Origin of the sequence: Bartonella sp. TT67HLJMS (assembly GCF_042193375.1) — a bacterium.
GTDB lineage: Bacteria > Pseudomonadota > Alphaproteobacteria > Rhizobiales > Rhizobiaceae > Bartonella > Bartonella grahamii.
Genome location: NZ_JBHILP010000005.1, coordinates 21,357 through 35,945 on the forward strand (window position 1 = coordinate 21,357; position 14,589 = coordinate 35,945).

General features: G+C 38.3%; 15 protein-coding genes. 3 read left to right on the forward strand and 12 right to left on the reverse strand.

What is annotated here, in order from left to right; translation table 11 throughout:
- Window positions 1-101 precede the first annotated feature (101 nt).
- Genes rirA through ACFIJQ_RS04060 form a run of 3 tightly spaced genes read left to right on the forward strand, consistent with a single transcriptional unit; the run spans window position 102 to window position 2,244 of the window.
- The gene (rirA, locus tag ACFIJQ_RS04050; protein WP_273788340.1) at window positions 102-545 is read left to right on the forward strand and encodes an iron-responsive transcriptional regulator RirA; all 444 of its coding nucleotides are present in this window, start codon (window positions 102-104) and stop codon (window positions 543-545) included.
- Between the two features lie 23 nt (window positions 546-568).
- On the forward strand, window positions 569-1,759 hold the full coding sequence (locus ACFIJQ_RS04055; protein ID WP_375628748.1) for a bifunctional 2-C-methyl-D-erythritol 4-phosphate cytidylyltransferase/2-C-methyl-D-erythritol 2,4-cyclodiphosphate synthase: 1,191 nt from the start codon (window positions 569-571) through the stop codon (window positions 1,757-1,759).
- Window positions 1,756-2,244: a CinA family protein gene (locus ACFIJQ_RS04060; RefSeq protein WP_375628663.1), complete on the forward strand. Its 489-nt coding sequence runs from the start codon at window positions 1,756-1,758 to the stop codon at window positions 2,242-2,244. The genes ACFIJQ_RS04055 and ACFIJQ_RS04060 overlap by 4 nt, the downstream gene beginning before the upstream one ends.
- 391 nt (window positions 2,245-2,635) lie before the next feature.
- Here ACFIJQ_RS04060 and ACFIJQ_RS04065 read toward each other — a convergent pair whose 3' ends face one another.
- The 12 genes from ACFIJQ_RS04065 to kdsA all read right to left on the reverse strand — a co-directional run bounded on the left by ACFIJQ_RS04065 (window position 2,636) and on the right by kdsA (window position 14,553).
- On the reverse strand, window positions 2,636-3,097 hold the full coding sequence (locus ACFIJQ_RS04065; RefSeq protein WP_273788342.1) for a type II toxin-antitoxin system RatA family toxin: 462 nt from the start codon (window positions 3,095-3,097) through the stop codon (window positions 2,636-2,638).
- A gap of 2 nt (window positions 3,098-3,099) precedes the next feature.
- Window positions 3,100-4,062, reverse strand: coding sequence for a lipoyl synthase (gene lipA, locus ACFIJQ_RS04070; protein WP_273723360.1), 963 nt, complete (start codon window positions 4,060-4,062; stop codon window positions 3,100-3,102).
- A gap of 67 nt (window positions 4,063-4,129) precedes the next feature.
- A complete protein-coding gene (lpdA, locus tag ACFIJQ_RS04075) occupies window positions 4,130-5,590 on the reverse strand; it encodes a dihydrolipoyl dehydrogenase (RefSeq protein ID WP_375628665.1) in 1,461 nt (486 codons plus the stop codon).
- A 220-nt stretch (window positions 5,591-5,810) separates the two neighbouring features.
- Window positions 5,811-7,154 (reverse strand): pyruvate dehydrogenase complex dihydrolipoamide acetyltransferase, encoded by a 1,344-nt coding sequence (locus tag ACFIJQ_RS04080; protein ID WP_375628667.1) that lies wholly within the window; start codon window positions 7,152-7,154, stop codon window positions 5,811-5,813.
- A 14-nt stretch (window positions 7,155-7,168) separates the two neighbouring features.
- The gene (locus ACFIJQ_RS04085) at window positions 7,169-8,533 is read right to left on the reverse strand and encodes a pyruvate dehydrogenase complex E1 component subunit beta (protein WP_273788345.1); all 1,365 of its coding nucleotides are present in this window, start codon (window positions 8,531-8,533) and stop codon (window positions 7,169-7,171) included.
- Between the two features lie 16 nt (window positions 8,534-8,549).
- Window positions 8,550-9,590, reverse strand: a complete 1,041-nt coding sequence (gene pdhA / locus ACFIJQ_RS04090; RefSeq protein WP_273788346.1) for a pyruvate dehydrogenase (acetyl-transferring) E1 component subunit alpha — start codon at window positions 9,588-9,590, stop codon at window positions 8,550-8,552.
- A 135-nt stretch (window positions 9,591-9,725) separates the two neighbouring features.
- Window positions 9,726-10,037: a septum formation initiator family protein gene (locus tag ACFIJQ_RS04095; RefSeq protein WP_012754998.1), complete on the reverse strand. Its 312-nt coding sequence runs from the start codon at window positions 10,035-10,037 to the stop codon at window positions 9,726-9,728.
- A gap of 188 nt (window positions 10,038-10,225) precedes the next feature.
- Window positions 10,226-10,678 carry a TM2 domain-containing protein gene (locus ACFIJQ_RS04100; RefSeq protein ID WP_375628670.1) on the reverse strand — a complete coding sequence of 151 codons (453 nt, stop codon included), beginning with the start codon at window positions 10,676-10,678 and terminating at the stop codon, window positions 10,226-10,228.
- Window positions 10,679-11,061: 383 nt separating this feature from the next.
- Window positions 11,062-11,472 (reverse strand): TM2 domain-containing protein, encoded by a 411-nt coding sequence (locus ACFIJQ_RS04105; protein ID WP_273788348.1) that lies wholly within the window; start codon window positions 11,470-11,472, stop codon window positions 11,062-11,064.
- 382 nt (window positions 11,473-11,854) lie between these two features.
- Complete coding sequence (locus tag ACFIJQ_RS04110; RefSeq protein WP_273788349.1) at window positions 11,855-12,262, reverse strand: TM2 domain-containing protein; 408 nt, start codon at window positions 12,260-12,262, stop codon at window positions 11,855-11,857.
- Window positions 12,263-12,373: 111 nt separating this feature from the next.
- A complete protein-coding gene (gene eno / locus ACFIJQ_RS04115) occupies window positions 12,374-13,645 on the reverse strand; it encodes a phosphopyruvate hydratase (RefSeq protein WP_273788350.1) in 1,272 nt (423 codons plus the stop codon).
- Between the two features lie 71 nt (window positions 13,646-13,716).
- A complete protein-coding gene (gene kdsA / locus ACFIJQ_RS04120) occupies window positions 13,717-14,553 on the reverse strand; it encodes a 3-deoxy-8-phosphooctulonate synthase (RefSeq protein WP_273788351.1) in 837 nt (278 codons plus the stop codon).
- Window positions 14,554-14,589 lie beyond the last annotated feature (36 nt).

Below are 14,589 nucleotides of genomic sequence, written 5' to 3' on the forward strand. Positions count from 1 at the left end.
ATTTAAAATAGGGCAAATATAGTCAATGAGAAAGAACTTCTACATTTTGCAAAATATCTTAAAATAAACTGTATTCGACGATACTTTACGAAGGAAATGAGATGCGATTAACAAAACAAACAAATTATGCTCTTCGAATGCTCATGTATTGTGCAGATAATCAGGGAACTCTCAGTCGTGTTCCAGAAATTGCTAAAGCATATGCCGTTTCAGAACTTTTTTTATTTAAAATCCTTCAGCTGCTTGTTCAAGCAGGTTTTATACAAACAGTGCGTGGACGCAATGGTGGAGTTAGATTGGCGAAACCTGCAGCAGAGATTTCAGTCGCTGATGTTGTGAAAGTAACAGAAGACAACTTTTCCCTAGCAGAATGTTTCGATACTGCAGAACCAACTTGCCCCTTGATCGATTTTTGTGGTTTAAATACCGCACTTCAAAAAGCATTAAATGCTTTTTTTGAGGTGTTATCCGTGATATCCCTTGCTGATCTACAACAACCATCCTTTCAAAATCATTTTAAAATTAATGACAAAAAGGCAAACTAAATTATAATACAAGGAGATTAGGTATTTCTATTGCAGCAATAATATTAGCCGCTGGACGTGGTGAAAGAGCAGGATCTCCCCATGAAATTCCAAAACAATATCGGCTTCTAGGACAAAAGCCGGTTATTTATCATACCGTGCATTGTTTTTTGCAGCATCCAGCTATCACAACAATTATCCTTGTTATTCATCCAGAAGATCGTCAAATCTGTGAACAAGCTATTGGTGATTTTAAAGAGCGCCTTATTATCGTTGAAGGAGGCAATACACGTCAAATCTCTACCTTAAATGGACTTCAGGCACTCAAAAAATTCAATCTCCAATATGTGCATATTCATGATGGTGCACGCCCCTTTATCGAAAACAAGCTTCTTGATAACATTCACAATACAATCACGCCTCAAGAAGGTGTTCTTCCTGTTCTTCCCATCTCTGATACCCTTAAACGTGTAAATAATCAGCATGTTTTAGAAACAATTCCCCGTACCCATCTTTATAGTGCACAAACTCCACAGTGTTTTCCCTTTGAACATATCTTAGCGGCCCATAAGCAAGCAAAACAAGCTTGCAAAAAAGAATTCACTGACGATTCTGCGATTGCCGAATGGTTTGGAATTCCTATGCGTACCGTTCCTGGGGATCCTAACAACATAAAAATTACATGGCATGAAGATTTTAATACCGCACATTTATATCTCCAAAAGAAAATGCAAATGTTTCCTGATATCCGCACCGGCAATGGTTATGATGTTCACTCTTTCGAGGATGGTGATTTTCTTATTTTATGTGGTATAAAAATCCCTTTTCATAAAAAATTAAATGGACACTCCGATGCGGATGTTGCTCTTCATGCGCTAACAGATGCCCTGCTCGCTACGCGAGGTGCTGGAGATATTGGCACACATTTTCCTCCCTCTGATCCTCAATGGAAAAATGCATCATCAGAAATTTTTCTCCGTCATGCTCTTGATATTCTAAAACAAGCAGGTGGTCGTATCGCCAATGTTGATATCACAATTATTGCTGAAAATCCTAAAATTGGTCCCTATCGTCATGCCATGACAGAAAATCTTATGACAATACTTTCAATAACACCTGATCGAATCTCTATCAAAGCAACAACAAATGAAAGGCTTGGATTTATTGGTCGTGGTGAAGGAATTGCTGCTCTTGCAACAGCGAGCATTCTTTATTCAGGAGAACTTCCCCAATGACATATCTTTGTGAAAAACAAGCACATGAAATCCTTAATATCTTTCGCCAAAAAGGTTTGCTGTTAACAACTGTAGAGTCTTGTACAGGAGGACTCATTGCTGCAAGCCTCACAAATATTGCAGGTTCGTCAGATGTTCTCGATTGTGGATTTGTTGTTTATTCAAATGAATCTAAAACACGCCTTGTTGGCGTTTGTGCTGAACTTATAAGAACCTATGGCGCCGTTTCAAAAGAAGTTGCTCTTGCAATGGCTGAGGGTGGATTAAAACATTCACAAGCTGACATTGCAATCTCTGTAACAGGAATTGCTGGTCCAGGAGGAGCAAGTCTTGATAAACCTGTAGGACTTGTGCATTGCGCAGTTGCTTACAAAAATCATAAAACTCTGCACAAAGAAATGCACTTTGGTCATCTTAACCGCAATGCTATCCGACATGCAACTGTTGAAAATGTTTTTAAAATGATTCTGGAATTGCTTCACTGAATTCCCCGTACTAATTTCAAAGCTCTCTATTCCACATTGAGTCTATAATCGTCAACATCTTGAGAGATGGCAAATAAATGGTGCAGGCTGACTTTTTCATAAGTGTAAAGATGTTGATTTATATACTTTTACGAGTATCTATACTATTTATTATGAAATGGGTATGACGCAAGCATGTCCTATTTGGGCGTTTTGTTTGGATATGCCTCTATTAAAAAAGAGAAACAAAAGCGTGAAGCTGTGCATCATCTTCATCATTTAAAATGATATTCCTTTAATATGCTTTTCAAAGCTGAAAAAGATGAATTAAAACAAATAGTAAAGATGAAAACCAGTTTTCACCTTCACGCTGTTATAAGCAATACGTATTGTTAAAAAATAACAGAATAGACTATGTTATCGTAGAGCCATAAATCTGATGCGCACGCTTCTCAAAAGCGTCGGTGAATTTACGAAACGCAATATCAAACATTGAGCCCATTACTAATCCAAGCGTTTTACTTTTAAATTCATAATCAATAAAAAACTCTACATTACATGCATTGGTATTTTCAATATCATGAAAGGACCAACGATTTTCAAGATATTTGAATGGACCATCAATATATTTAACTTCTATAAGATTTTTTTCCGGCTGAAGAAATACTTGAGTCGTAAAAGTTTCACGGATAATCTTATAGCCAACGGTCATATCCGCAAGAAGCAACATTTTTTTCCCATACTCTTTTCGAGAACGTACTATCAAAGACTCACACATTGGTAAAAATTCAGGATAACGCTCAATATCTGAAACCAGCTCAAACATTTCACTGGCACTATGGGTGATCTGCCGATGTATTGTAAAAATCGGCATAATTATCTCTGTAAGGAAAATTTTTCATCACGCGCTTTTTGCAAAATAGCAAAATCATCTCCAGCATGATGAGATGAACGCGTCAGAGGATTGGAGGCCATATGTAAAAATCCTTTTACTTTACCAATCTTGGCAAAAGACTCAAATTCTTCAGGAGGCACAAAACGAACAACTGGATGATGTTTTCGTGTAGGCTGCAAATATTGTCCAATCGTCATAAAGTCAACATCAGCAGAGCGCAAATCATCCATCAATTGCAAAATTTCATTTCGTTCCTCACCAAGACCAACCATAATTCCCGATTTTGTAAAAATTGTTGGATCAAGTTCTTTAACGCGTTGTAATAAACGAATTGAATGAAAATAACGTGCCCCTGGACGAACCTTCAAATATTTAGAAGGAACTGTTTCTAAGTTATGATTAAAAACATCAGGCTTAGCAGCAACAACAACTTCTAAAGCGCCATCCTTATGACGAAAATCAGGTGTCAGAACTTCAATTGTTGTTTTAGGAGTTTTTTGACGAATCGCATAAATAACTTTTGCAAAATGCTCAGCACCACCATCAGCAAGATCATCACGATCAACAGATGTAATGACAACATGTTTTAATTCCATCCGTGCAACAGCATCGGCTACACGTTCTGGCTCATTATCATCAACGGCAAGTGGAATACCTGTTGCAACGTTACAAAAAGCACAAGCACGCGTACATATTTCACCTAAAATCATAAAGCTAGCATGCCGCTGGCTCCAACATTCGCCAATATTAGGGCAACCAGCTTCTTCACATACAGTCACTAACTTATGCGTACGTACAATACCATGTGTTTCCTTATAAATCGGTGATGTTGGCGCTTTTACACGAATCCAATCTGGCTTTTTTTGAACGCTTGTATCAGGACGATGTGCCTTTTCAGGATGACGCAAACGTCTATTTGTAACTCTATCAACAACCGTAACCATTTAAGCCTTTGCCTTATAAATACGAAGTAACAATCAAAAATATAAAATCTTTCACACAATCCAGTCATCAAGCGTTTAAAACTTGACCATAAGCATCCAATACACTTTCTTTCATCATTTCCGATAAAGTCGGATGTGGAAAGACAGTATGCATTAATTCTTCTTCTGTTGTTTCAAGATTCATGGCAATAACAAAACCCTGTATCAATTCTGTTACCTCAGCCCCTACCATATGGGCCCCAAGAAGCTGTCCTGTTTTTTTATCAAAAATCGTTTTTACTAACCCCTGATCTTCACCCAAAGCAATCGCCTTGCCATTCGCAGCAAAAGAATAACGACCAATACGTATATCATAACCTGCTTCTTTTGCTGTAGCTTCTGAAAGCCCTACAGAGGCAACCTGTGGTGTACAATATGTACACCCTGGAATTTTTCTTTTATCAAGCGGATGAGCATTCTTTAAACCTGCAAGATGCTCAATACATATCACACCTTCTTCTTCTGCTTTATGTGCCAACATAGGAGGACCTGCTACATCACCAATAGCATAAATGCCTTCCACCCCCGTCCAACTCCATTCATCGGTTACAATGCACCCGCGATCGGTTTTTATTCCCAAAGCTTCTAAACCAAGATTCTCAATGTTACCTTGCACCCCAACAGCCGAAATCAACCGATCAACAGTCATTGACTCTATTTTACCTTGAACATCAATATCTACAGTCACAGAATCAGAAGATTTTTCAACCTTTGTTACTTTTGCTTGACGAAGAATGCGTAAACCTTTTTTCTCTAACTGTTTACAAGCAAACGTTGAAATTTCAATATCTTCAGCAGGCATGATGTGGGGCATCATTTCAACAACAGTTACCTCAGCTCCCATATCACGATAAAAAGAGGCAAATTCAATGCCAATAGCCCCAGACCCTATAACCAAAAGCGATTTTGGCATTGCTGGCGGTATCATAGCTTCAAAATAAGTCCAAATGAGTTTTCCATCTGGCTCAATACCAGGAAGGACACGAGGACGTGCGCCCGTTGCAATAATGATATACTTTGCTTGATAAGTTCCCTCCCCTAACGTCCTTTTAGGGACTGGATTTTGCGGTTGCATAATCGGTTTGGAGGATGAAGAAACCATAATTTCCGCAGGATGGCTTCCCTTCGCTTCTTTGGTAAGCTTTGCTTCACCCCAGATAATATCAATTTTGTTTTTTTTCATTAAAAAATCAACGCCAGCATTTAAACGTGCTGAAACACCGCGTGAACGTGCTACAACATCTTTGATGTTTGCCTCAATTGAACCATTAATTTTTAGTCCATATTTTTTTGCATGCTCAGCAAAATGTTTCATTTCCGCTGAACGTAGAAGGGCCTTTGTTGGAATACATCCCCAATTTAAACAGATCCCTCCCAAATGTTCACGTTCAACAATCGCAGTCTTAAAGCCACATTGTGCTGCACGAATTGCGGTTACATATCCGCCTGGACCTGATCCAATCACAATTACATCATAAAGATTTGCCACAGTAATTCCTCCATGGATATATATAAAATGGATATGCATTTTTTGAACTTAAGACTGCAAAACAACATCACAGAATTATCTTATGTCTTTTTCTTTAAGCTCCACGTAAATGCTTTACCCAAACCAGAAATAGCAATAACATTGCTCTTCAAACTCTTAAATTTGTTTTTATTCTCTTAACACACTCTCTCACAATTTACGTGAATAACTGTTAAACAGTTCAAACCAACATTGCTAATGGATTTTCAATCATCTTCTTAAAAGCCCGCGCGAGCTCTGCTGCTAAAGCGCCATCGACAGCACGATGATCCGCAGAAATTGTAACTGACATAACTGTCGCAACAACTAATGCACCATTTTTAACAACGGCACGTTGCTCCCCTGCACCAATCGCAAAAATCGTCGCATGCGGTGGATTAAGGATAGCCGAAAAACTTTTTATACCATACATCCCCATATTTGATACAGCTGTTGTTCCACCCTGATATTCTTCCATTTTTAACTTGCCCTCACGCGCACGCTTTGCAAAATCCTTCATCTCTTTGGAAATAAGTGATAACGGCTTTTCCTCTGCATGGCGAATAATCGGCGTAATTAATCCATTGGGAATAGAAACAGCAACCCCAACATCACAATGTTTATGATGAAGCATTCCGCCTTCAAGCCAAGAGACATTCGCATCAGGAACAGCTTTCAAAGAAAGTGCGACAGCTTTGATCACCATATCATTAACAGAAAGCTTATAAGTAGGCTGAGTTTCTTCCTGCCCCTTAATCATTGGTGCAGCAGCATTCAGTTGTGTACGCAGTGCTAATAGCGCATCAAGTTCACAATCTACCGTTACATAGAAATGTGGAACTCTCTGTTTTGATTCCATCAAACGTGTTGCGATTGTTTTACGCATATTATTATGGGGTGCGAAGGTGTATTCATCCTCTTTAAAGAGTTTCAGTATCTGTTTGTCAGAAGCACCTGTAGCTACTAGCTCCCCTATTTGTGATGAATATGACACTTTAGACATATCACTACTCACAGCTTTTTCTACATCGCGCTTGATAATACGCCCATGCGGACCACTTCCAGAAATAAGGGATAAATCAAGGCCTTCCTGAGATGCTAATCGCCGCGCTAAGGGAGAGGCAAAAAGACGCGTTTCCTTTTTATCTTGCTGTATTAATTGCTGAGCTGATGATTCATGAGACATTTTTGTACCCTTTGAGTCCGTCTGTTTCAGAGTATCTGTCTGTTTTACGCCCTCTGGTTCTTGTCTTGTAGAAGAAGAGATTTCTTCTGAAACTTTTGCAGCTTCAGCTAAATCTTCACCTTCTTCTGCTAAAACAACAATTAAAGCATTTACTTTAACGCCTTGTGTTCCAGCAGGAACAACAATTTTGGCAACCCTACCTTCATCAACGGCTTCGACTTCCATTGTCGCTTTATCCGTCTCAATTTCAGCAATAACATCACCAGAAGAGACCTTATCTCCCTCCTTAATATTCCATTTTGTTAAATTTCCCTCTTCCATCGTAGGGGAAAGTGCTGGCATTGTAATTTTAATGGGCATTATGCTTTCCTCCGTTATGCTCTGTATGTCACAGCCTTAACGGCCTCAATAATCTCAGCAGTATTAGGCAAAGCCAACTTCTCAAGATTAGCAGCATAAGGCATCGGAACATCTTTGCCAGAAATCGTAGCAATTGGCGCATCAAGATAATCAAAAGCCTGCTGCATAACACGCGTTGCTATTTCAGTTCCCACGGATGACTGAGGAAATCCCTCTTCAATCGTTACCAAACGACCTGTTTTTTTAACTGAAGAAAGAATTGTTGGAAGATCCATCGGGCGAATGGTTCGTAAATCAATCAATTCAACATCGATACCAAGTTGTTCAATTTCCGGCAACGCTTGAACGGCATAATGCATCCCAATTCCACACGTGACAATCGTCACATCTTGTCCAGACTTATGAATGCGCGCCTTACCAATAGGCAAAACAAAATCATCCAGTTGAGGGACATCAAATTGATGCCCATACAAAATCTCATTTTCAAGAAAAATAACAGGATTATCATCACGAATAGCAGCTTTCAGCAAACCTTTTGCATCTGCAGCACTATAAGGCATGACAACTTTCAGACCTGGTACATGACTATACCATGCAGCATAACATTGAGAATGTTGAGCACCAACACGGGCAGCCGCACCATTGGGACCTCGGAAAACCATAGGAGCGGTCATTTGTCCACCAGACATATAACGTGTTTTTGCTGCTGAGTTAATAATTTGATCCATCGCCTGCATCGCAAAATTAAAGGTCATAAACTCAACAATGGGACGTAACCCTCCAAAAGCAGCCCCAACAGCCAACCCAGCAAAGCCGTGCTCTGTAATTGGGGTATCAATAACTCGGCGCTCTCCAAATTCTTCCAATAAACCCTGACTAACCTTATAGGCACCTTGATATTGCGCGACTTCTTCCCCCATGAGAAAAACCTTTTCATCACGCCGCATTTCTTCAGCCAAAGCCTGATTAAGCGCTTCACGAACTGTCATTGTAACCATTTGTGTTCCCGCTGGAATATCAAAATCAGGAGACGTATCAAAAGTAGGAACCTGCGGAACTGAGGAAGGCAGAGAAAGAGGAGATCCCTTAGTTTTTTGTGCTGTGTCCGTAGGTTGCGAAATATCCTCAGCACGCTCACCTTCTTCTAACAAAATCGCAATAACAGTGTTAACCTTTACACCTTCAGAACCTTCAGGCACAAAAATTTTACCAAGAGTACCTTCATCAACGGCCTCTACTTCCATTGTAGCCTTATCCGTTTCAATTTCAGCAATAACATCGCCAGAGCTAACCTTATCACCTTCTCTCTTGAGCCATTTAGACAGTTTACCTTCTTCCATAGTTGGTGAAAGCGCCGGCATCAAAATATCAATAGACATACTTGCTTCCCTCGCATCAAACTAAAATATCAGTATAGAGCTCAGAAGCATCTGGCTCTTGATCACTTTGTGCAAAATCTGCCGCATCAGCAACAATTGCACGAACCTCTTTCTCAATAGACTTTAAATCATCTTCGTTCGCCCAATTTTTCTTAAGAATCCGACTTTTTACTTGATCAATCGGATCGTGTTCCTCTTTTATTTTTTGGACTTCTTCCTTTGAACGATATTTTGCTGGATCAGACATGGAATGACCACGATAGCGATAGGTCTGCATATCAAGAATGATCGGTCCTTTACCTGAGCGTGCCCAAGAAATCGCTTCATCAGCAGCTCCTTTTACTGATCGAACATCCATACCGTCAACAACAATACCTGGAATTTCAAAAGAAAGACCACGTCGGGAAAAATCAGTTTCTGCAGATGCACGTGAAACTGACGTTCCCATAGCATACTGATTATTTTCAATAATATAAACAACAGGAAGCTTCCAAAGTGAAGCCATATTAAAACTTTCGTAAACCTGCCCCTGATTTGCGGCACCATCACCAAAATAAACCAATGTCACATTATCTTTACCAAGGTACTGATTCGAAAATGCCAAACCTGAACCAATTGGAACCTGCGCACCAACAATACCATGTCCTCCATAAAAGTTCTTTTCTTTAGAGAACATATGCATCGAGCCACCTTTCCCTTTGGAAAAGCCACCTTGACGTCCCGTTAATTCTGCCATGACACCACGTGGGCTCATCCCAACGGCTAACATATGACCATGATCACGGTAAGACGTAATAACCTGATCACCTTCTTTTGCCGCTTTCAATGTTCCTATAACAACGGCTTCCTGACCAATATAAAGGTGACAAAATCCCCCAATAAGCCCCATACCATAAAGTTGTCCTGCTTTTTCTTCAAAACGGCGAATTAAAAGCATTTCACGATAAGCATCAATTTCTTCTTCTTTTGTAAAGTCTGCTATTGGTGCTTTCTTTGTGGTGCTTGATAATGCAGTGCGCGCCACCGACGCAGAATTTTTTTTAAGTCGTTCTGCCATATTAAACTCCCTTTTATGATTATTTAGGAATAACCTTTACGAACAAAAGTTACAAGCCTTATCAATCGGCTTAAACAATATCATTGCTGATTGTTGTTTAAATTAAGCGATTTTTCATTTACCTTTGGTATCATTTCAAGGTATTAAGATTGTCAGTTCATTTGGCTTAGAAAAGTTCAAATTCTTTCGGACATACTCATCCAGCATATCTTTTTCTATATGTCCATTGCGTAAAAGAGAAATACGCTTTTCCATGAATATCCGCTCAGCTTCTATTTTATGAAGCTCCTTTTCTAATTCGCTAATATGCTGATTAACTTCACTGCGTGAATACAATCCATACTCACCATGATAAATGTGATAACTGAAATAGCTTAAGACTCCCACCGTCATAAGAGGTAGTACAAAGCGCACTTTGATTGATCGACGTTTCTGCTTTGTCCACATAAAATAGCACAGTCTTTACAGCACAAATTTTTTAATATTTTGCCCAACTATGCACGATTTTGATTAATACCTCATTACCAAATCTATACACTCAAACAATTTGTTATCACCAATTTATCCCCCCCCTTAAATACAATCAAAGTAAGCTGAATGCCCCACTTTTTGTATTACAAATATTGGATATCCCACTAACTTGTGATTTTACACCCATCTTTGTCTTTAAAATTTCCTGTTAAAATGACTATAAAATCAATCAATACCCAAGGTGTAATTATCAAAAAAACTCCTATAAGCCCTACCGGCATAAATATTACACTTATTATAAGTATTACACTTATTATATTTATAAGAAGCATTGCAATGCCCGTTCCAACTTTACCAACCATAAAACGATGAATTCCTAGTCCACCTAGAAAAAAACAAACGACCGCTAACGTCACTTTTGATTGCTGTGACTGACCTTCAGTCAAGATAGGGAAAATAGATTTAATGGTATCCCCTTCACACACAAAATCAACGACGTCACCAACTTTCGGCGGCGTTTTTCCTGACCAATCCCAATTCGCAAACTGATAGCGCTTACCATCAGCCCCTGAAATGAAATAATCTCCTTGATCATGACCAATAATCTTACCTTTCATCTTCACCACCTATAAAATTGTTATTCATAAAGAAGCTTTTCTTCTAATATGATAATATGTTGAATAAACCTCACAGCATGAATACAGTCTGTATTCACCGTGATATATGACAATTTAAAAAGCTAAAAATCCCCCAACAACTTAAAATTCCCGCAATTACAAGTGGTAATACAAAGCACGCTGTTCGATTTGCACCTTTGCTTTTTTCATATGAAATAGTACAGTCTTTTTCAATAGTTTTATTTAAATATTCATAATTTTCTTTAATATTTCACATTTAAAGACATAGACTAAAATAATTTACATTATTAAATTAATATATTGACAACATTAAAAGTAAAGAAAATTCTTAGTTCTTTACATTTTATATTATTCTAAAATTTCTACCAATTTATAATTTTATCCCCATTTTCATCCCTAAAATATCCGGATAAAATAACTATAAAATCGATAAACGACCACGGTATAGTAACTAACAGCCCTATACCTGTTATCGTTATAAGAAGCATTGCAATGCCCGTTCCAACTTTACCAGCCATAAAGCGATGAATTCCCAACCATCCAAAAAACCAACAAACAAGTGCTATCGCCAATCTTGATTTTTCTGACTGCGATTTACTCAAAAGAGGGAGAACAGATTTAACAACATTATCTTCATATACAAAATCAACGGTATCACCCACTTTTGGTGGTTTTTTTCCTAACCAATCCCAACTCGTAAATTGATAACGCTTACCATCAGCCCCAGAAACAAAATAATCTCCTTGATCCTGACCAATAATCTTACCTTTCATCCTCGACCACCTATAAAGCTTCTCCTCATGTGTTATTCATAAAGAGATTATTTCTTTTTATAATATGCTGATTAACCTCACGGTGTAAATAAAATTTGTAGCAGCCGTGATAAACGTGAAATTAAAATAGTTTTGATCCCCCCAATGAGCTAATGTTTTCTGCTGCTATAAGCAGCAATACAAAACACACCTTAGTGGATTTACGCCGTTGTTTTACCCACATAAAATAGCACAGCCTTTTTCAATACTTTTATTCAACTGTGCATATTTCTCTTAATATCTCACATTAAAGAAATAGAGTACAACAATCTTGCATTATGCAGCTTACTATATTGATCAAAATAAAAAGTAAACTTAATTATTTTCTTTTTATTATAAATTTTTAAAAATCTGTAATCTGATTCCCGTCTTTATCCGTAAATCTTCCACCAAGAATGAGTATAAAATCAACAATTGCCCAAATACCGGTAATTATCAATCCAAACAATGATAACGATAGAATCAGCATTAAAGCACCAGTCCGAACTTTACCAACCATAAAGCGATGAACACCAAAGATACCTGAACACCAACAAAGGAGTGCGAACATTATCTTTGAATTCTCTGTACCTGGTCTCAACAATGGAAAAACAGAACTGACAACACCCCCCTCACAGACAAAATCAACAGTATAACCGATCCTTGGCGGATTCTTTCCCATCCAATCCCAAGTCGCAAACTGATAACGTTTACCATCATCACCCGAAACGAGATAAGTTCCTTGATCTTGACTAATAATTATACCTCTCATCTTAATCCCTATAAATTTAAACACTTAAAAATTATTGCGTATATGCCTTTGATAAGAAATCTCAATTTCATAGTCTAAATGATCTTATACTTTCATATTTTGTGCTCACAACTATACACGATATAAATCACCAGCATAACGCGCTTGGGCCCCTAGCATTTCTTCAATACGAATAAGTTGATTGTATTTTGCTAATCTATCCGAACGTGCAAGAGAACCTGTTTTAATTTGTCCACAATTCGTTGCAACAGCAAGATCTGCAATAAAAGAATCCTCTGTTTCGCCTGAACGATGAGATATAATGGCACGATAACCTGCTTTATGTGCTACTTCTACAGCATCAAGTGTTTCACTCAATGTACCAATTTGATTAACTTTTATGAGAATAGAATTGCCTACCCCCATTTTGATGCCATCACGCAAACGTGCTGAATTCGTTACAAACAAATCATCGCCAACAAGCTGACATTTTTCTCCAATTGTGTCAGTGAGTAACTTCCAACCTTCCCAATCATCCTCAGCCATTCCATCTTCAATTGTAATAATAGGATAATTTTTCACAAGCTGCGCTAAATAATCTACCTGCTCTTGGATGTCACGGCATTTCCCCTCACCTTTATAAAAATACGAACCATTTTTATAAAATTCGGTTGAAGCACAGTCTAAACCAATGGCAATTTGTTCCCCTGGTTTGTAGCCACATGTTGTAATAGATTCCATAATAAAATCAATTGCTTGATCAGCACTTTTAAATTGAGGTGCAAAACCACCTTCATCACCAACATTGGTATTATAACCCGCATCTTTTAAACGCTTTTTCAACGCATGGAAAATTTCAGCGCCATAACGGATAGCTTCTCTTACAGTAGGGGCTCCTATAGGAATAATCATAAACTCCTGAAAATCAATCAAATTATCAGCATGAACGCCACCATTAATAATATTCATCATAGGGGTTGGAAGAATATGCGCTTGTGTACCACCAATATAACGATACAAAGGTAAATTTAATGAATCCGCAGCTGCTTTCGCAACAGCTAATGAAACACCAAGAAGTGCATTGGCACCAAGACGGGCTTTGTTTGGCGTTCCATCCAAAGCAATCATTGCTTGATCGATAGCGATTTGATTTGTTGCATCCCGCCCACCAAGTTCTTCAAGAATTTCGCCATTAACTGCAGCAATCGCTTTTTCAACACCTTTCCCTTGATAGCGCAAACCACCATCACGAAGCTCTATAGCCTCGTGTGCTCCTGTTGAAGCTCCCGATGGAACCAGAGCACGACCAAAAGCTCCATTCTCCAAATGAACATCAACTTCTACCGTTGGATTACCACGGCTATCAAGAACCTCACGTCCAATGATATCGACAATTATAGTCATATGTGTTTCCTTATCCAATAAAAGTCTCGATTCATTTCTAATGCCCTATTAATAAAATATTTTTTCTCTTCTTAATTCAACTTCTTTGACAGATAATCAAACTCCATTAAAGTCTCAAGCAATCTTTTTAAATTATCAAGTTTAACCATGTTGGGTCCATCAGAAGGTGCATTATCTGGATCTTGATGCGTTTCTAAAAAAATACCTGCTACCCCAACAGAAACAGCCGCACGTGCTAAAACTTCAACAAATTGGCGCTGTCCACCAGATGAAGCACCCTGTCCCCCAGGTTCTTGAACAGAATGCGTTGCATCAAAAATAACAGGTGCACCAAATGAACGTAAAATAGGCAATGAACGCATATCAGAAATAAGTCGGTTGTAACCAAATGATGTGCCTCGCTCACAAAGCATAACATTCGGATTACCACTGTAAACAACCTTTTTTAAAACATTCTCCATGTCCCACGGCGCTAAAAACTGACCTTTTTTAATGTTAATAACACAGTCTGTTTTGGCGGCTGCTACCAAAAGATCTGTTTGACGACATAAAAAAGCCGGTATTTGTAAAATATCAACCGTAGAAGAAACAATTGTACATTGCTCTTCTGTATGCACATCAGTTAATATGGGACAATCAAACTCCTTTTTTAAATCAGAAAAAACAGCCATTGCTTTTTCAAGACCAATACCACGTGTCGCCCCTAAAGAAGTTCGGTTAGCTTTATCGTAACTCGATTTATAAACAAACCCGATACCAAGCTGATCGGTAATTGTTTTAATACGACCAGCCATTTCAAAAGCATGATCGCGACTTTCCATCTGACACGGCCCTGCAATTAATGAAAGAGGCATTTCATTTGAAAAAATAATATTTCCAACTTTCACACGGGCATTTGGTTTAGTCATTTTATCCCTCAAAAGCAAAGTAACCCAATTTATGCA